The sequence below is a fragment of the Borreliella carolinensis genome (assembly GCF_032595855.2).
In the GTDB taxonomy this organism is placed as follows: Bacteria; Spirochaetota; Spirochaetia; order Borreliales; family Borreliaceae; genus Borreliella; species Borreliella carolinensis.
The window spans coordinates 32114-51276 of the sequence record NZ_CP132453.1 but is presented as its reverse complement, the minus strand read 5'-3'; the positions used below and the strand labels follow the sequence as shown (position 1 = coordinate 51276).

Annotated in this window: 18 protein-coding genes, 1 tRNA gene and 1 other RNA gene; 14 read left to right on the top strand and 6 right to left on the bottom strand. The window is 26.9% G+C overall.

The genetic code is table 11. From position 1 onward, the window contains the following. Together tpiA and secG are read left to right on the top strand one after the other, a co-directional pair. Positions 1-762, top strand: a complete 762-nt coding sequence (gene tpiA / locus QIA46_RS00270; protein ID WP_317259972.1) for a triose-phosphate isomerase — start codon at positions 1-3, stop codon at positions 760-762. A 15-nt stretch (positions 763-777) separates the two neighbouring features. Further along, positions 778-1137: a preprotein translocase subunit SecG gene (secG, locus tag QIA46_RS00265; RefSeq protein ID WP_014023312.1), complete on the top strand. Its 360-nt coding sequence runs from the start codon at positions 778-780 to the stop codon at positions 1135-1137. 82 nt (positions 1138-1219) lie between these two features. Here the strand turns inward: secG and ung are convergent, their stop codons facing one another. Continuing rightward, the gene (gene ung, locus QIA46_RS00260) at positions 1220-1891 is read right to left on the bottom strand and encodes a uracil-DNA glycosylase (RefSeq protein WP_317268032.1); all 672 of its coding nucleotides are present in this window, start codon (positions 1889-1891) and stop codon (positions 1220-1222) included. 81 nt (positions 1892-1972) lie between these two features. Here ung and QIA46_RS00255 point away from each other — a divergent pair, with 81 nt between their 5' ends. Beyond that, a complete protein-coding gene (locus QIA46_RS00255) occupies positions 1973-2629 on the top strand; it encodes a TrmH family RNA methyltransferase (RefSeq protein WP_317268031.1) in 657 nt (218 codons plus the stop codon). Here the strand turns inward: QIA46_RS00255 and QIA46_RS00250 are convergent. After that, positions 2626-3315, bottom strand: a complete 690-nt coding sequence (locus QIA46_RS00250; protein ID WP_317260532.1) for a queuosine precursor transporter — start codon at positions 3313-3315, stop codon at positions 2626-2628. The two genes, QIA46_RS00255 and QIA46_RS00250, sit on opposite strands and share 4 nt — an antisense overlap. A gap of 76 nt (positions 3316-3391) precedes the next feature. Beyond that, the gene (locus QIA46_RS00245) at positions 3392-4066 is read right to left on the bottom strand and encodes a queuosine precursor transporter (protein ID WP_317268030.1); all 675 of its coding nucleotides are present in this window, start codon (positions 4064-4066) and stop codon (positions 3392-3394) included. Positions 4067-4177: 111 nt separating this feature from the next. On the opposite strand from QIA46_RS00245, the gene ssrA reads away from it, so the two are divergent. Continuing rightward, positions 4178-4539, top strand: a transfer-messenger RNA (tmRNA) gene (ssrA, locus tag QIA46_RS00240). A gap of 85 nt (positions 4540-4624) precedes the next feature. On the opposite strand, the gene QIA46_RS00235 is transcribed toward ssrA, so the two are convergent. Beyond that, positions 4625-4696 (bottom strand) — tRNA-Gly (locus QIA46_RS00235). A 150-nt stretch (positions 4697-4846) separates the two neighbouring features. Between QIA46_RS00235 and bpuR the strand changes: the two genes are divergently transcribed. Continuing rightward, positions 4847-5215 carry a transcriptional regulator BpuR gene (gene bpuR / locus QIA46_RS00230; protein ID WP_317268029.1) on the top strand — a complete coding sequence of 123 codons (369 nt, stop codon included), beginning with the start codon at positions 4847-4849 and terminating at the stop codon, positions 5213-5215. Positions 5216-5235: 20 nt separating this feature from the next. Here bpuR and QIA46_RS00225 read toward each other — a convergent pair whose 3' ends face one another. Continuing rightward, positions 5236-5781: a ribonuclease HII gene (locus QIA46_RS00225; RefSeq protein WP_317268028.1), complete on the bottom strand. Its 546-nt coding sequence runs from the start codon at positions 5779-5781 to the stop codon at positions 5236-5238. 91 nt (positions 5782-5872) lie between these two features. Here QIA46_RS00225 and QIA46_RS00220 point away from each other — a divergent pair, with 91 nt between their 5' ends. Genes QIA46_RS00220 through phoU form a run of 4 tightly spaced genes read left to right on the top strand, consistent with a single transcriptional unit; the run spans position 5873 to position 10472 of the window. Continuing rightward, positions 5873-8320, top strand: coding sequence for an AAA family ATPase (locus QIA46_RS00220; RefSeq protein WP_317268027.1), 2448 nt, complete (start codon positions 5873-5875; stop codon positions 8318-8320). A 25-nt stretch (positions 8321-8345) separates the two neighbouring features. Then, positions 8346-8747: a hypothetical protein gene (locus QIA46_RS00215; RefSeq protein WP_301341250.1), complete on the top strand. Its 402-nt coding sequence runs from the start codon at positions 8346-8348 to the stop codon at positions 8745-8747. Then, complete coding sequence (locus QIA46_RS00210; protein ID WP_301341249.1) at positions 8744-9790, top strand: hypothetical protein; 1047 nt, start codon at positions 8744-8746, stop codon at positions 9788-9790. Before QIA46_RS00215 ends, QIA46_RS00210 begins: the two co-directional genes overlap by 4 nt. Before the next feature lie 10 nt (positions 9791-9800). Continuing rightward, a complete protein-coding gene (gene phoU, locus QIA46_RS00205; protein ID WP_014023301.1) occupies positions 9801-10472 on the top strand; it encodes a phosphate signaling complex protein PhoU in 672 nt (223 codons plus the stop codon). Between the two features lie 79 nt (positions 10473-10551). Here phoU and QIA46_RS00200 read toward each other — a convergent pair whose 3' ends face one another. Next, the gene (locus tag QIA46_RS00200; RefSeq protein WP_317268026.1) at positions 10552-11403 is read right to left on the bottom strand and encodes a protein-glutamate O-methyltransferase; all 852 of its coding nucleotides are present in this window, start codon (positions 11401-11403) and stop codon (positions 10552-10554) included. Between the two features lie 193 nt (positions 11404-11596). On the opposite strand from QIA46_RS00200, the gene QIA46_RS00195 reads away from it, so the two are divergent. Genes QIA46_RS00195 through QIA46_RS00175 form a run of 5 tightly spaced genes read left to right on the top strand, consistent with a single transcriptional unit; the run spans position 11597 to position 19106 of the window. Then, positions 11597-13099: a peptidylprolyl isomerase gene (locus tag QIA46_RS00195; protein ID WP_317268025.1), complete on the top strand. Its 1503-nt coding sequence runs from the start codon at positions 11597-11599 to the stop codon at positions 13097-13099. Between the two features lie 3 nt (positions 13100-13102). Further along, entirely contained in the window at positions 13103-14641 is a 1539-nt protein-coding gene (locus QIA46_RS00190) for a pallilysin-related adhesin (protein ID WP_317268024.1), read from the top strand. Between the two features lie 8 nt (positions 14642-14649). Beyond that, positions 14650-15399, top strand: a complete 750-nt coding sequence (locus tag QIA46_RS00185; protein ID WP_317268023.1) for a 1-acyl-sn-glycerol-3-phosphate acyltransferase — start codon at positions 14650-14652, stop codon at positions 15397-15399. A gap of 27 nt (positions 15400-15426) precedes the next feature. Next, on the top strand, positions 15427-17226 hold the full coding sequence (locus QIA46_RS00180; protein WP_301341244.1) for a DNA topoisomerase IV subunit B: 1800 nt from the start codon (positions 15427-15429) through the stop codon (positions 17224-17226). Then, positions 17226-19106: a DNA topoisomerase IV subunit A gene (locus tag QIA46_RS00175; protein WP_317268022.1), complete on the top strand. Its 1881-nt coding sequence runs from the start codon at positions 17226-17228 to the stop codon at positions 19104-19106. Before QIA46_RS00180 ends, QIA46_RS00175 begins: the two co-directional genes overlap by 1 nt. Positions 19107-19163 lie beyond the last annotated feature (57 nt).

Below are 19163 nucleotides of genomic sequence, written 5' to 3'. Positions count from 1 at the left end.
ATGAGAAAAACATTTTTAGCGGGAAATTGGAAAATGCATTATACAAGTTCAGAAGCTTCTGTTGTTGCAAAAAAAATTGCAGCTGAGGTTAAGACCTTAAAAAATGATGTTGTAATAATGATAACTCCTCCATTTACGGCTTTATCTAAGGTTTCAGAATGTATTAAGGGTAGCAATATTCTTCTTGGCGCTCAAAATATGTCTTATATGGAAAGTGGAGCAAGGACAAGTGAAATTTCACCCTCAATGCTTTTAGAATTTGGAGTAGAATATGTTATACTTGGTCATTCTGAATGTAGGTTGTATTTAGCAGAAACAGATGAAATAATAAATAAAAAGATTCTTGCGGGACTTAAGCATCCTTTTAAATACTTAATTCTTTGTGTTGGAGAAACTCTTGATGAAAGAGACTCTGGAAAAACTTTAGAGGTTGTTTTAAATCAGGTTAAAAAAGGGTTAAATTGCGTTTCTGAATCAGATATTAAAAGGATAATTTTAGCTTATGAACCTGTTTGGGCAATTGGAACGGGTAAAACCGCAACTAAAGAGGAAGCAGAAGAGGTTCATAAGGCAATTAGGCTTGAGATTATGAGACTTTATTCAAAGTCAGCTTCAGACGATATTATAATTCAGTATGGAGGTTCTGTTAATTCAAGCAATGTAAAAGAGCTTATGAATGAGCCTAATATTGATGGTGCGTTAATAGGTGGAGCATCTTTAAAGGCTGAATCTTTTTTATCTATAATTAATAATGTTCTTTAGTTAAAGAGGTTTGTTTTGGATTTAGTTAGATTTTTTATTTTTATAATTTTTGTTATTGTTTCAATTTTTATTATCCTTTTAGTTTTGATTCAAGATGAGCAGGGTGATGGAATAGGCGGTGTTTTTGGGGGCGGTAGTTCTTCTATTTTTGGGGCAAAGTCTTCAAGTGTTGCTGTAAAAATTACTGGATTTTTTATAGCACTCTTTTTTATCTTTGTGGTTTTGTTATCTTTTCTAAATACTAGAAGAGCAGATAATAGCTTTTTAAATGATATAAAGACTGAAAACAAGAATAGTTCGACTTTCTGGGATGATGAGAATAATGAATCAGATACTAATAATGAAATTAAAGAAAACAATTTGAAAGAAAAATAATTTAAATTGGTTACTGTTACGCTTGCTGTGAGTATATTTACGCATAGTTTTTTAAAGAGATTTTTAAATACCATTATTAATTTTATTGAAAGTTTATTATGGTTTTATTGTGTTTTTTTAAATAATTTAAAGCACTGCTAAAATGATTTGATCCTAAAAATCCATTATTTGCTGAATATGGAGATGGATGACTTGTTTCAAGAATTAGATGCTTTGTTGGATCAATTAGTCCTTTTTTACTTCTTGCTAAATTGCCCCAAAGCATAAACACAATGTTTTCCAAATTTTTAGAAATTATTTTTATTACTTCATCTGTAAAAATTTCCCACCCAACGGCTTTGTGAGAAGAAGGTTTGCTTTCTTCGACCGTTAGGATTGTATTTAATAGAAATACACCCTGAATTGCCCATCTTTTTAAATCTCCGTTTGGGATGGTTTTTATTTTTAAACTTTTTTCTATTTCTTTAAATATGTTTTGCAAAGACGGTGGAATTTTGATTTTTGAATCTACAGAAAAAGCAAGTCCATTTGCCTGGTTTTTCCCATGATATGGATCTTGTCCAATTATTACTACTTTTATGTCTTTAAATGGTAAAGAATCAAAAGCATTGAATATAAGTTTTGGAGGAGGAAATATTTTTCCATTTTTTGTTTTATATTCATGTTTTATAAACTTTACAAGTTTTTTAAAGTATTCTTTGTTAAATTCATTATTTAAAACTTCTTTCCAAGATTCTTCAATTTTTACTTTCATTTTTGTATTATATAAGAAATAGTTTGTAATTTGAAATATATTAAAGAATATATTTGTTATTTTTAAAATTTAATTTTTATTATGGATGATGATGTATTAAAAAGAATAGATGTTTTGTCTAGGTTTATTACAGATGAAAAAAAAGCTAAGATTGAGAAAGTATTAAGTATTCGTACCAATTATTTAACATTTGTGCTAGAAGACATTTGTCAGCCTCAAAATGCAAGTGCTACCATTAGAACAGGCGAAATTTTAGGACTCAGTGATGTTCATGTTATTGATAAGAAGAATAAACATACTTTAAATCCAGATGTTACTTTGGGATCTTCACAATGGATAAATTTAAATAAGTATAAAAATTCTAAGTTTGCAATTGATAAGTTGAGGTCTGATGGATATAGCATAGTGGCCACATCTTTGAATGAACAATCAATAAATCTTGAAAATTTTACAATTAACAATAAAATGGCGGTGTTTTTTGGAACAGAATTAACAGGACTTAGTTCAGAAGTATTGCGTGCTGCTGATTTATATGTAAAAATACCTATGTATGGATTTACTCAAAGTTATAATATTTCTGTAGCTGTTGCTATAGTTATGTATTCTTTATTGACTTGCTTAAGAAAAAGTAACATTGATTATTTGTTAAGCGAAGCTGAAAAATCAAATTTGAGATTAAAATATTATAGACAAGTTGTTAAAAATTATCAATTTATTGAAAATCTTGTTAATTCTTAAACCTCTTTTATTTTTTTCCAAGAATTTAGAAATAGGTAAAAAATGGTATCGATAGTAATTATTATTAATGTAATAATTAGAGAACCTTTTGTAAGTTCGATATTCTTTGTTTCAGGGTAAAATTTAAGTATTGTATTTATAGATATTGAAACTAGCAAATTAGCCAGATATCCAGAAATTAGTCTTGATAAAGGATGAATTATCCATAAAGATTTTATTTTTATTTGCTTGAAATAATTATATAGCAAGATGTTTATATATTGGGAAAGAAAAAACACATATGTTCCAATTAATATTGTTAAAATGTATGTAAGGTTATTAAACAGTATTTTAAAATGAATATCTGAGGTATCTAATTTATTATGATTGAATAATAGCATAAAATTAATCATAATTGTAAAAGTTATGTTTAACAAAAGGCTTAATATCACAGAATTTGTTGCTTCTTTTTTGCTATATTTTTCTACCATTAAGTTTAAAGAGAATGATGCCGATAAAAAAGTAATGCCTGATAAATTTAAGGACATTCCAAATGTTTTTAAATTTCTTAATATTATAATATTTGACATTGTTGAAATAATTGCATTGAAACAAAAAAGTCCGGATTTCCCGAAAAATCGGTAAAGAATTCCCAATGTTATATATGTAAATAGAAACATTCCTATCCACAAGCTTAAATCAAACATATCTTTATTCATGACATTTAATTTTACCAAATTAATTATCCTAAATAAAGTTTTTTATTTAGGATAATTAACTTTTTCATTTTTGAAGTTTTATATATTTTGCAAAATATATAAAAGGCGTTCCCAAAAATCCCGCTAAACCTTTAATTATATATGTGGAAATTACTATGTCTAGGAAAGCTTGCTTTGGAAATATTTTAAAATATGTTGCTATGCCCACAAAAATTGTTGTATCTATTAAGCCACTTATTAATGTTGATCCATTGGTTCTGACAAATAAAAACTTAGGAAATTTTTTTTTAATAAACTGATATAGATATACGTCGTTTAATTGGGATACTAGGTATGCAACAAGAGAGGCTAATAGCAAAGCTGGTATTGAAGAGAAAATATTTTCTAAACTTTTAAAATTTTCTTGAGTTCTATTTGATATAAAGTGAATTTGTGCGTTTGTTAATACTGCAAAGACAATAAAGCTAATAAATCCAATATAAACGGCTTTTTTTGAAGTTTTTTCTCCATAAAATTCTGAGAGAATGTCTGTTGCAATGTATGATGATGCATAAATAATGTTGCCCAATGTAGCATTAATTCCAAATATTGTAATTTGTTTTAAAACTTGAATGTTTGCTATAATAATTGCTACTGCAACCCACGCAAATAATCCGTTTTTTTTAAAAAAAAGGGATACAATAATTAAAAATGAATAAGTAGTAAGTAGCATAAAAAACCATAAAATTTCATTAAACATAAAATTACCTTTTGCTAATATCGGATTTACTATTATAAGATTTTAGCTTACTTTTTTCAAATAAGGTAGTATTGTTGTTTTCTTAAAATTATGTTATATTGGCCTATATGAGGGGATGTTTTGGATTTGACTAAAAATGCTAATATTGTAAGTTGCAGGCAGAGGGAATCTCTTAAAACTTCTAAAATAAATGCAAAAAATAATAACTTTACAAGCTCAAATCTTGTAATGGCTGCTTAAGTTAGCAGGGGGTTTTGTTGAATTTGGCTTTGAGGTTCACTTATACCCTTTTCGACATCGAAGCTTGCTTAAAAATGTTTTCAAGTTGATTTTTAGGGACTTTTATACTTGAGAGCAATTTGGCGGTTTGCTAGTATTTCCAAACCATATTGCTTAATAAAATACTAGATAAGCTTGTAGAAGCTTATAGTATTGTTTTTAGGACGCGGGTTCAATTCCCGCCATCTCCATTTATTTTATTCCTTTGTTTATCCTTTAAATATAACCCTTATCTTTAAAAGCATTGCTAAATTTAGGAAATGTGAAAACAGTATTTTAAGCGTCCTATCGGAATCGAACCGACATCATTAGCTTGGAAGGCTAAGGTAATAGCCATTATACGAAGGACGCAATACAATAATTTACTTATATAAAAAAAATCAATTTATGTCAATAAGATTTATTGTAATGTTATTTTTGGCTAGCATTTTTTTTTTTAAATAAGTACAATTAATTTAACTTAAATGTAGTCAAGTACAAAAACTTGTGTGGAGGAAATTGATGGGAGAGAGAGGGGAAGTATTCTCTGAGAAACTATTTACAGAGTCTGAGAGAACTTATTTTTTTAATGTCAAGGAAAATAGAAAGGGAGATTATTTTTTAAATATTGTAGAGAGTAAAAGAAGTCCAAGTGGAGATTTTGAAAGACATTCTATTTTTGTATATGAAGAGAATATAAATGAGTTTGAATCCAATTTGCTTAAGGCAATATCGGTTATTAAGCAGAAAGTATCCGCAGAACCCGGTGGTTCTTCTGCAAGGCATAATAAAGGGTATGGTGAATATGGAGAGAGATCTAAATTAGACGATTCTAGATTTGATAAGAAATCTCATTTATCAGGCAGTCGATTTAAAAAGAAGGATTATTAAATTTTAGTATTTTTATTTTTTTAAATTAGTTTAAAATTTTTTCTATGAAGGCTTAAAACCCCATATTTCTTTATTGCATTTTTATGTTCTTTTGTGGGGTATCCTTTATTTTTTTTGAGCAAATATAATGGATAAAATTTATCGTATTCATCCATTAGTTTGTCTCTTTTAACTTTAGCAATAATTGAAGCAGCTTTTATTTCATCTATTATTGAATCTCCTTTAATTATTGCTTTAACATTTTTTGCTGTTATTTTGGGAACAAATTTGCCATCTACAAGTACTAAGCCGCAATTTAATTTTAGGTTTTCGTATGCAGTTTGCATTGCAAGTAGGGATGCGTTGTGAATATTTATTTTTTCTATTATTATATTTGAAATTTCAGCAAATGCATAATATGAGTTTTCAAGTATTAATGAGGATAGGTACTCTCTTTTTTCTTTTTTTAGTTTTTTAGAATCATCTAATTCTTTTATAAAGTTAGGTTTTTTTTTGAAAACTACAGCAGCACTTAGAATAGGTCCAAAAATGCAACCCCTTCCAACTTCATCTATTCCGCAAATCATAATTAACCTTTTTTTAAAATATTTTTATTTATTATAATATGAAATTGTAGATTTATCAGTAATTGGTTTTTAATTTTAATTAGGAGTTAGTTTGGTTTTAAAAAAAATAGTGCTCTTAGGGTTTAAATCTTTTTTAAATAGACAAGAGTTTGAAATAGGTGAAAATTTGAGTTTTATTGTTGGTCCTAATGGATGTGGAAAGAGCAATCTTATTGATGCTGTGCGTTTTTGTATGGGAGAAGATAATTTAAAATTTTTAAGGGTTGATGATATTTCTGATTTAATTTCAGTTTCAAAATTAGGAAAATCAAATTTTGCAGAAGTAACTCTTTTTTTTAGCAACATTAACTCTGAAAAAGCGACTTTAAAGGAATTTGAAGGTGATTTTTATATTCGCAGGCGTCTTTATAAGGACGGCTCAAGTGAATATTATTTTAATAATAAAGTTTTGAATTTTCAAGATTATAATAAACTTTTAAACAGGTTTAAGTTTAAAAAATCACCTTATATGTTTATAACTCAAGGCAAGGTTGAAGACATTTCTTTGGAAAGAAATGTAAATCTCAAATCTTTAATTGAACAGGCAAGTGGAATAGATGTTTTAAAAATTGAACAAGAAGAGGCCTTGAAAAATTTTAAGCAATCTAATCAAAATTTATCATCTTTGTTGTCCTTGCAAGAAAATTTAAGGCAAAAGTACGATAACATAAAAAATGCTTACTTTTTGAGAAAAAAACATCAAGATTTAAGTCAAAAATTAGAAGCTTTAGAAAAAAAAATAACATTAAAAAAGCTTTTCAATATTAATTTTGATCTTAATGTCTTGAAGAGCGAATTAAATTTAGACGGGTTGAATAAATTTTTGTCTTCTAGTTTTAAGGAAAAGTTAGAATTTTATTCATTTAGAGAAAAAAATGTTATTAATAATATTCAAGAATTAGAAAAGGATCTTGAGCTTATGAAGTCTAAAATTCTTGGGTTGGAGATTAAAATTCAAAAATTAGAACAAGAAAAGACGTTAAAGATGAATTTGGAAGACAAGTTTGTCAAGAGCAAATCTGAGTCCGAAGAGAAAAAAAATTCTATAAATAACAATTTATATCAATTAAATAGTTTGCTTAAAGAAAAGAAAAATGAATTTTTTTCTTTAAGTGACGAAATTAATAGGTATACTAAAAGTTTTTTTGAACTTGTTGATCTAATTGTATCTGTATTAAAGAATGCCAAATCAGAAGAGTTTGTTTTATTAAAAGAGAATATATTAGATTCTCTTAAACTTTTTGAAGAATCATTGAGTATAAAATATATTAAAGAGATTAGGGTAAATTTAATCAAGTATATAAGCAAAGATGAGAATCTTTTGGCTTTATTGAGGGATAAAATTGAGCCTATTTTCGATCAAAATGTTAATTTGAAAAAATTTTTGCTAGAAAAAAATGCTTTAAAATCAAATTTTGCTAAGGAGATAGCAAATATCGAAAGATTAATTGAAGAAAAGACCCTTCAATTAAATGATGTATTAGGTGAGCTTGAATATATAGAACTTTCTAAATTTAAAAATTTGGATGAAATTAAACTTATAGATGGTAATTTAGAATTTTTATTTGAATCTAAGAATAGCTTTGATGAAGAGCTTAAAAATTTGCATTCAAAGCTCAAGAATTTAAATTTAGAAAAGAGCGATATTCAACTTAATTTAAGCAATCTTATTGGTGTTTCAAAATTCAGTAGTGAATCTTTTGAAGAGAAAAATTTTAGCTCTTTAGGATTTTTGAATGATTTTAAAAAAACTAATTATTATGAATATATAAAAAAACAGACAGAATACGAATTTTTTTTAAATTCTAATGCAAGCATTAAGAGTGAAATAGAAAATTTCAATATTTCTAATCAAATGTCTGATAAATTTGATTTACAAGAAGATCTTGCAACCAGAGAGTTATTGCGCAAAGAAATAGATGCAATCAAACTGGGTGATTATGTATTTTTCAATATTGATAAAGAATTTGATGAAACTAAGGATCGTTTTGAAAAAATAAGTTTACAAGTAGAAGATTTAAAGCTTGCAAAATATTCATTACAAAAGCTCCAAAAAAAAATAAAAGATGAGATTTATAAAAAATTTAGAGAATCATTTGATGAGATTAATAAAAATTTTTCTTATTTTTTTAAAAAAATTTTTAAAGGAAGTGCCAGTCTTTTTTATAATGAAAATACCGATAATGTTGAGATTAGAATAAATTTTTCAAACAAGTTTATCAAAAACAATAATATGCTTTCAGGAGGTGAGAATACTTTGGTTAGTATGGCTTTTTTATTTGCACTTTATTATTATTCTCCTGCTTGTTTTTGCATGCTTGATGAAATTGATGCGGCTCTTGATTTTGAGAATAGCAAAAAACTTTCTTTACTTTTAAAAGAATTGGGAAAGAAAGTCCAACTTTTAGTGATAACCCATAATGCATATGTTTCTGAGGGTGGTGAAAATTTGATAGGTATTACACTTGATAATGGTGAAAGTAGGGTGTTTAATATATAATTAAGTTAGATTCAAGGAAATTAACATGCAAGATAGAAAGTTTAGTTTTAGAAAATATTTTTTAATTTTAATATTTTTGATTTTTATTGTTTCGGGCATTACTTATTTCTATGCAACACAAATGTTAGAAAAATCTCACAAATCTACTGAAGACAATTTAGATGCTAAAGTTAAATTGGTTGATATGGAAGATTTTTATTTTGATTTAAATGAATGTCTAAATATGGATGATTTTTTTATTCCAAGGCCTGATTTTTTAAATGAAAATTTAAATAAGAATTTAGTTGTTGATGGGTTGATTAAAAATAAATTTCTTGATGAGAATTTTTTCAAGGATCTTTGGATTAAAAAGGAAAATTTATTTAATGTTGATATTGAGAAGGAGAATGAAAAATTAATAGATAAGATTTTAGAAATTTCCAAATGATTAAAAGATATTTGATTTATATAAGTTTGCTATTTATTGTTTTTGAAGTTTGCTCTAAGCCGGCTTTTATAAGTCAAGGTGGTTCATACGAGCTTGATTTTAGTAGTAGAGAGATAGATATTAATGTAAATACCAATTCAAAGTTTAATCTTTCTTTTAAAGATGAGTCTTGGATTTATATTAAAAGCATTGAAAATGAAGCTTTTATTAAGTTAATTGGAGAATCTTATGATAACGGTGCTGTTTTTACTTTTCAAGCTTCTAAAAAAGAAGGCAAGATTAAATTGGTTTTCAGTTATCAAAATGTTAAAGATTCAAGTGAATTTAATAAAATAATTATCTTGAAAATTACAAAGAAGTTTGAAGTTGCAAGTCCACATGGCGGTGGCAGCTCTAACAAGGATAAGAAGGATAAGAGCGTTGAAAGTGATAATAGTCTTGAACCTGGAAAGGACAGCATTAATGCAGTAACCGCTAAAGAGGTTATTGCCAGGGCTTTGAATTTATCTTACATAAATGATTATAAGGGAGCAATAGATTTGCTTAATAAGTATAATTTTAATGACGATAAATATATTTTGTTGAAGGCGGAAATTTATTATAAAAATAGGGATTATTTAAAGTCTTATGAGAATTATTTGAAATTGAAGAACAGATGCTTTCAAAGCATTGTTTTTGATCTAATTAAGCTTGGTATAGAATTAGATATTAAAGAAGAGGTTTTGGAGAACGCCAGATATTTGGTTGAAAAGAATGTGGAGTTTTCTGAGAGTATTTATCTTGAAATCTTTGAATTCTTAGTAACAAGGGGAGAGCATGAGTTTGCTTTAAATTTTAGCTCTCTTTACTTTCCTAAGTATATTAATTCAAGCTTTTCAGACAAATATAGTTATTTGTTGGGAAAGCTTTATGAGTCTGAGAGCAAGTATAAAGATTTTTTAAAGGCCTTGTATTACTATAAATTGGTTATTGATAATTACCCTTTTAGTTATTATTATCAGAGAGCCAAGATAAGATATTTGTTTTTAAAGCGGTTTTTTTAGGAGATATGATATGATAAGGAGAAAGCTTACTAAACAACTTGAAATAATAAAAGATTATCTTTGGGATATGAAAGAATGTGTGCTTAAGATTATTGATGATTCTTTAATAGCCTTAGAATCTAAAGATAAAAGTTTAGCTAAAAAAATAATCAATGAAGATGAAAAAATAATAGATGATTATCAATATGATATTGAGGATTTGTGTGGAAGAATAATTGCCACTGAGCATCCTGTTGCTACAGAGCTTAGAGAAATTTTAGCAATTATTAAAATAATAAGTTCTCTTGAAAGGATTGCAGATCATGCGACTAAGATTGTAAAGGTTGTTCTTCTGCTTGAATCAGATTTGGATGATTTTGATTTTCTTAATCTATATTTTAAACCTTTAAGAGAAATGGCCGATACAGCTAAAGAAATGTTGTCTGATATTTTTGACGCATATTTTGATGGGGATTTTACCAAAATATTAAAGATAGTTAAGTATGACAATATAATAGATAAATTATTTTCAAAGCAGAAAAGTATTGTTATTGATGCAATGAAAAAAAATCCTGAAAATTTGGATTATCTTTTAAATATTTTATTTTTGAATAGTTTTTTAGAAAGAGTAGGCGACCATGTAGCAACAATTGGTGAATTGCTCTATTTTATTAGAATAGGTGAAAAAGTAAACCTAACTTAGCAGTAGTATTTTTAGACCTTTTAGCTAAATAAATTTTACATAATAGAAAATTTATAAAAAGAATTAATGCGCAAGAGCATTAATTCTTTTTATAGGTGGCAGGCATTACGTATTCAAGATTTTTGTTTCCTTTGATTGTTTCTGAATGTCCAATTAAAAGATAAGAATCCTTTTTAAGATAGGAGTAGAATTTATTGGCAAGATTGTTTCTAGTTTTTTCATCAAAATAGATCATGACATTTCTGCAAAATATTAGGTCAAATTTTTTGCTAAATGGAAATTTCTCATCCATTAAATTTAATTTTTTAAAGTAAACCATTTTTTTTAAAATTTCTTTAACTTGGAATTTATCATTTTGAAGTTGATTTAAATATTTAGTTTTTAAATATTTGGGCAAATTTATTATACGATCTTCGGGATAAATTCCTTCACTAGCCTCATTTAGGACGCTAATTGAAATGTCTGTTGCTAAGATTTTGACCTTGAAATTTACTTTATTATGTTCCATGTATTCTTTTAGTATCATTGCAATTGTATAAGGCTCTTCACCGCTTGAGCAGCCGGCTGACCATATTCTAATTTCTGAGTTTTCTGAGTTTAATATTTTTTCAGTAAGCTTGGGTAATATTTTATTGTTTAAAAAATCAAAATGCTTAGATTCTCTGAAAAAATAGGTATGATTTGTTGATATTTTGTCTACTAATTCGATTAATTGAATATTTCCAGTGCTTTTTTCTAAAAAGTTGATGTATTCAGTAAAATTTTTAAAACCTTTAACTTTTAAAAGGGATGATAATCTGCTTTCAATTAATAGCTTTTTTTTTTCGCTGAGATTGATTCCAAAATTGTTGTAAACTATTTTTATTAATCTTAAAAGTTCGTCCTTAGTTATATTTATATTAAGGTTGAATTTGTTTTGATTCATATTCATATACTTTTGATTTCATTCTCCTTTTTTATCCAGAGAGATTCGTTTTTATATTAGAAATGCAAAAAATTTTTTAGTTCTATAATTAAGCGTATAGCTTAAGTTAGATATTTCAATTGCAATAATTTTTCAATTGTGATAATTTAGTAGTTAAATTATTAGTATATTAGCATGCTTGTTTATTAAGGGTTGTTTTATGCGAAAAAGAAGTAGAAAAGTCAAAAATGATTTACTTGAGCTTGAATCTAAAGAAAAAAAAGTTGGTATGTGGGGTATTTTTGCTCTTATTTTAATTGTTTTCGGATTTATTATTGCGCCTTTACTTCCAGGGATATTTGATAATGCTCATTCATCTGGTTTAAAATTTGGTTCTTATAAAGGTCAACCTATTTACTATAAAAAAGATAGTAAGTTTGCCAAATATGTTAATTATTATTCAAATCTTTATTCTAGATTGCAGGGCAATGCTAAAAATATTAATACAGATTATAATGCCTGGTATTTGGCATTTATGAAATATGTTGAAGATGTTGCTTTTTTGGACTTAGTAAAAAAATATAATTTTTACATTTCTAAGGAAATGCTGAATAAAAATTTACTTAAATCTCCAGAATATTTAGATCCTAGTGGAAATTTCAGTTCTAAAAGATATAATAAAACTTCTGATTATCAAAAAGTTAAAATTTATGATGATATGGTAGAAAATATGTTGTTTTCTAATGTGAAAATTTTTTTAAATAGTAATTTGATATTTCCCGATTCTCTTTTTGATCTGATTAAAGAGATGAGCACTGTAGAAAGGCATATTTCATATCTTTCTCTTTCCTATCAGGATTTTTCTAATAAAGAGGTAATATCTTATGCTGAGAAAAATTTAAATTTATTCAAATGTTTATCACTTGCGTCTATTCGTTTTAAAAATGTGAATGATGCTCGGAATGCTTATGATAAACTGTTAAATAAAACGCCATTTGAAGAGCTTGCTAAGCTTTATTCAGATGATATAGCTAATTTCAAGGGCGTTGTTTCTTTGGATAAATATTATTTTGATTTAGATCTTAATGTTGAAAAGAAAGAAGATCTAAATTCCATTTTTTCTTTAAGAGAAGGTGAATTTAGCAAGCCTATTAAGATTAAAAATAAAAATGAATATCAAATATATAAGGCATTTGGCAATATTCGTGATTTTGATAAAAATTCAGATCGTGATATTAGTTCTGTTAAAAATTATATTGAAACTTATGAACCAGGCGTTATTGAGGGGTATTTGGAAAATAAGTTAAATGATTTTCTTGGTGATATTAAATTTAGCAGTTTAAGCCAAGTTCTTGAAAAATATCAGCTTAGCTTAAAAAAAGAAATTGTTAATTTGTCTTATAATGTTAATATTTACCCCAATACTTTAAAAGAGTTGGTTGAGTTTAATAATAGCAAGTCTTTTTATGATATTATTTTTGGATTAAAAGAAAATTCTTGGTCTAAGCCTTTTGTGGCAAATAAAAAAGTTTATTTATTTTTTCTCAATTCAGCCAAAAAAAGATCTAATCGACTCAAAGAAGAGATCAAAAATGAAAAACTTCTTGACAATTTTAACATTGCAAATAGTGGCTTGATTACAGATTTTTTGCTAAATAAAAAAGATTTTGTTAATAATTTTAATGAGTCTTTTTTTGCCTTGCAAAACTTTAGCCGAAATTAAGAAATGAATATTAAGACAAAGGTTTTAGTTGTTAGTGTAGTTGATCTGATTAAAGATAAAGCGTTAATTCGGTTTTATAATTATTTGTATCAATTTTTGTTTTTATTCTTTTTTTTTGCATTTCTTGCTTGTTCTAAGGTAAGTAAAGATTTTATTGTTTTTAACAAAGATGTAAAATCTTCTTCTAAAGTCGACAATCTGACTTCTAATGCTTTAGAAGTTAATAAAATGGAAGATTTTTTTGGAGATATTATAGATTTAAAAGGTTATAAGATTCTTGCAGTTCAGCAAGAAAATTTGAATTTAGATGTGTATTTTGAACAGGTAGTTTTGGCTCAAAATTTTTCAAATCTTAATGCATATTTGTTTATTATTGGCTTTGATCCTAAAATTAAAGTTGGAACGATTCTTTTTAAAACTCAAATAGATATTGATCCAAAAAATTCTTATAACATGTATCTTGAAGATATTACAGGTGATTATGATTTTAATATAGTTGTTCAGGGATTTTTAAAAGATAAATCTGTTTTGTACGTTTTTCAAAAATCTGTTTTAAATGATGTCTCTTCTTATAGGCCTATCTTTTTTGACAAAGTTAATGGCACTGTTCTTATCAATAAGTATGCAAGATCTTCGGCTTATGAAGAAAATAGATCAAGAGAAAGCTATCCTATTTCTTTAGAAAAGTATGAAAAAGTGAGCGAAGATTTAATAATCAGCAAGATTGAAAAATATGAATATTCTCATACTCAAGGCAAATATTATCTTTCTTCTGTGAGTGAAAAAGTTGGTAAAATTGATAATAATATTTATAAAACTTTAAAGAATTTAAGCAAAGATGAAGTTTATAGATTTTTACACGGAGTTTGGTATGATGTTCATGATTATAATAAAAAGCATGGTAGAGATATTGAAGAAGTTTTATTCTTGTCTTTTGAAAGGCAATCAAGCGAGATTAATCTTTTTAGAAAAAATTCTCAAGAAGTTGCAAAGATTGAATATATTTCAAAACCCGCTTACAACACGCTTAATGTTAGCGCAAAGTCCCTTTTTTCGGATTTGATAGTTTACAACTTTTGGATAAAAATTGTAGATAAAGAAAACATTGAAATCAAAATTGATACTAGTACAAATTCTTATGATAATAGTGGATTTTCGGGAGCATTTAAGAGATTTGATGAGAATGTCTTAAATGTTAAAAAAAGGGTCAATGATATTTATTTTATTCCTAGCGGAAATTATGTGTATAAGGACAAAATTTACGACTTTTCTTATCCCCATTTAACTTATATTGATGAGAATAAAATTTATTATGGTATTTTTAATATTTTCCCCTTAAAAAATAATTTTGTTCTTGAATATGAGATTGACATGGGTAGTTACAAGCTTATTGAATCTTTTTTTCTTGAGCATAGCGAAAGAGTTGTTCAAAAGCAGAAATTTTCTACAATCATTTTAAATCCTATTAAAATTTTAAAAGATGATGTAAGCTTAGTTAAAGGGCAAAAATTAAAGCTTGAGCGAATAGAAAAAATAGGATAATAGTTTTTATGAAAATATTGAGAAGTATTATAACTTATTTTAATGTTTTATTGTTTTTCTTGATTTTAATTTTTTTTTTATTTCCTGTTTACTTGGTTTGTAAAATTTTTCTACTTGAGCGCTATGTTGTTAGACTTAGTTTTATTATGATGCGGGCTTGCATTAAGATTGGCTTATGGCTTGCTGGAATTAAAATTATTGTTACGGGATCTGAGAATATTCCTAAAAAAAGCAATTTAGTAATAATGGGAAATCATATTGCGGCTATGGATCCTTTAATTTTTATTTATACTTTTGCCTGTCCATTTGTAATATTGGCAAAACATTCTTTGCTTAGGATTCCTTTTGTGAATATTGTTTTAATTGTTATGGGTGTTATTTTTGTTAATAGAAAGAGCATAAGATCTGCTGCTGCTGCTGAGGCTAAGGCAATAAAGGTTATGAGAGAAGGCAGATCTATTGGAATTTTCCCTGAAGGCACTAGAAATAGGGGGGGGGATACTAAGATTTTTAAAAAAGGTGCAATTAAGATGGCATTAAAGACAGGAACATCAATTCTTCCTGTTACTCTTTATAATACTAATAACTTTTTTATTAAAAATGTTATTTTTAATTCTGGACTATCTGTTTATATTCATGTCCATCCTTTGATAGATATTTTAAAATTAAATGAATATGAAAAAGAGAACCTCGCTAGTATTATTAGAAATCAAATAGTTAAAAAGCTTGAAACTATTAAAAAATCTTTAAACCATTAAAATTTAATTTATAAAGCAAGGATTTAGATGAAGACTCAAAATTATGATGAAAGTAAAATAATTACTCTATCCTCTCTTGAACATATTAGATTAAGATCTGGTATGTATATTGGACGCTTGGGAGATGGCTCTAATATTGATGATGGTATTTATGTTTTAATTAAAGAGATAATAGACAATTCAATTGATGAGTTTATTATGGGTTATGGAAATGAAATTTTTATAAAAAAAGAAGATAATCTTATTTCTATTAGGGATTATGGGAGAGGAATTCCTCTTGGAAAAGTTATTGAGAGTGTTTCAGTTATTAACACCGGAGCCAAGTATAATGATGATGTTTTTCAATTTTCTGTAGGGCTTAATGGGGTTGGAACTAAAGCAGTTAATGCCCTAAGTTCAAAATTTTTAGTAAGATCAACAAGAAATGGCAAATCTTTTGAAGCTTTGTTTTCTAAGGGAAAATTATTGGAATCTAGAGAAATAAAATCTTCTGATAAAGATGGTACTTATGTTGAGTTTTTAGCAGATTCAGAAATATTTGGAAAATATTCTTATAGTGAAGATTTTCTCAAGAGGAGATTTTTCCATTATGCTTGTTTGAATAAGGGACTTATAATAAACTATAATGATCAAATTTTTGAATCTAAGAATGGTCTTTTAGATTTTTTGAATTCAGAAATTAAAAGTGATGATTTGCTTTATGATATTGTTTATTATTCTAGTAAAACTTTAGAATTTGCTTTTTCCCATACAAATAATTATGGGGAGACTTATTTTTCATTTGTTAATGGGCAATATACCAACGATGGAGGTACCCATCAGACTGGTTTTAGAGAAGGTTTTGTAAGGGCTATTAACGATTTTCTTAAAAAAACATATTCTTCAACAGATATTAGGGAAGGGCTTGTTGCAACTCTTTCTGTTAAAATTAAAGATCCAATATTTGAAAGTCAAACTAAGAATAAACTTGGAAATATTGAAACTAGAGGCAATGTTGCAAAGGAAGTGCAGAAAATAATTTCTGAAATTTTATATAAAGATAAAATACTTGCAAAATTGATTGAGAAAAAAGTAGTTGATAATGAGCGACTCAGAAAAGAATTAAGTAGCGTAAGAAAAGAGGCAAGAGAAAGAGCAAAAAAAATATCTTTTAAAATCCCTAAACTTAAGGATTGCAAATTTCATTTTAATGACAGCAGCAATCAGTCAGAACAAACCATGATCTTTTTAACAGAAGGAGATTCTGCAACAGGCTCAATGGTGTCTTGTAGAGATGTTTATACTCAGGCCATATTTTCTCTTAGGGGTAAACCTCAAAATATGTTTGAAAAGAATAAATCTGAAATATACAAAAATGAAGAGCTTTATAATATGATGGTAGCTCTTGGCATTGAAGAATCAATTGAAAATTTAAGGTACAATAAGGTTGTAATAGCAACCGATGCAGATTTTGATGGATTTCATATTAGAAATTTGTTGCTAACTTTTTTCTTGACTTTTTTTGAGGATTTAATTTTAAATGGGCATATGTATATTTTAGAAACTCCTCTTTTTAGGGTTAGGAACAAAAAAATCACGGTTTATTGTTATTCTGAGGAAGAAAAGCAAAAAGCTATTCTAGAGCTTAAGGGGGGATGTGAAGTAACAAGGTTTAAAGGTCTTGGTGAAATTTCTCCAAATGAATTTAAAGGTTTTATTGATATTAATAGCATTAAGCTTACAAAGGTGGACCTTTTTAATATTAAAGAAATAAAAGAGAAATTGGGTTTTTATATGGGCCAAAATACCCCTGAGAGGCGGAATTTTATTATGGAGAATTTGATTTAATGGATATTAGAACTGTACTTAAAGATAATTTTTTGCAATATTCATCTTATGTTATTAAAGATCGTGCTATTGCTAGTGTTGTTGATGGATTTAAACCAGTTCAAAGGAGAATTATACATTCTCTTTTTGAAATGCACGATGGCAACTTTCATAAAGTTGCAAATGTTGTTGGTAATACAATGAAATACCATCCTCATGGCGATACATCAATTTATGAAGCTCTTGTTAATATTGCTAACAAGGATTTATTTATTGAAAAGCAGGGCAATTTTGGAAATTTGTTTACGGGAGATCCCGCTTCTGCTTCCAGATATATTGAATGTAGATTAACCCCTTTGGCTTTTGATGTTCTTTATAGCAAAGAGATAACAATTTATGAATCTTCTTATGATGGAAGAAATAATGAACCTTTGCTTTATCCTGCCAAAATTCCTGTTATTTTAATTCAGGGAAGTGAGGGTATTGCTGTTGGAATGGCAGCCAAAATATTGCCTCATAATTTTAATGAGATTTTAAATGCAGTAAAGAGCGAACTTCTTGGAGAGAGTTACGATATTTATCCTGATTTTCCAACGGGAGGAATAGTTGATGTTAATGAATATGCTGATGGTAACGGTAAAGTTTTAGTTAGAGCTAAAATTGAAACCGTAGATGAAAAAACAATTGTAATAAGGGAATTGCCTTTTGGTGAGACTACTGAGAGTTTGATATCTTCGATTGAGAGAGCAATTAGAAAAAATTATATTAAAGTTTCAAGCATTAATGACTTTACTGCTGAAAATGTGGCCATAGAATTGTCTTTGCCTCGTGGTGTTTATGCAAGTGAAGTGATTGAAAAGTTGTATCATTATACAAATTGTCAGATATCAATTTCTGTTAATTTATTGTTGCTTAGCGAGAGATATCCTGTTGTTTATACTATTAAAGATCTTATCAAGTTTCATGCAGCGCATCTTCAAAAAATTTTAAAAATGGAACTTGAATTGCAAAAAAGCAAGATTCTTGAAAAAATATTTTATAAAACACTAGAGCAAATTTTTATTGAAAAAAAGATTTATAAACTTCTTGAAACAATTTCTAAAGAAGAAAATATTGTAAATATAATATTGTCAGAGGTTTTAAGGTACAAAGAATCTTTTTCAAGGGAAGTTTTAAAAGAAGATGTTGAAAATTTGCTTAAAATTCCAATTAGAAAAATAAGTCTTTTTGATATTGATAAGAATTCTAAGGATATTAAAATTTTAAATAAAGAATTAAAAAGTATAAATAGCAATATTTCTTCAATAAGAGGGTATTCAATAAACTTTATTGATTTATTACTTGCAAAGTATTCTAAAGAGCATCAAAGAAAGACTAAAATTTCTTTAATTAAATCAAAGAATGTAAAAGAAATAGCCACAAAGAATATGAAAGTTTATTTAAACTTGGCAGAAGGTTTTGTGGGAACTAGCCTTTTTGATGGTGAATTTATTGGGAATGCTAGTTATTATGATAAAATATTGGTTTTTAGAGAAAATAGTTATGTTCTTAAAAATATTGAAGACAAGACATTTATAGATAAAAAGAATGTGTGTGCTTTAGTTTATGATATAAATAATTCAAAAGAGCAAATATTTTCAATAATTTATCTTAACAGACTTGACAATTTTTATTATGTTAAAAGGTTTAAAATAGATAAATTTATTACAGATAAAGTTTATGAATTTTTAGGCGAAAATGATGAATTTGTCGATTTTTCATTGAGTCCCAAATTTGTAGAATTTTTGACAAATAAAGACATTGTTAAAAGAATTGAAATTGATAATTTTATGATTAAATCAAGAAGCTCCATTGGGAAGCGAATTTCAAGTAACAATTTGAAAAAAGTTAAATTTAAATAATTTTAAAAACCTTTTTTAAATTTCATTAATATGCTACCATAGTACCAGTTTTAATAA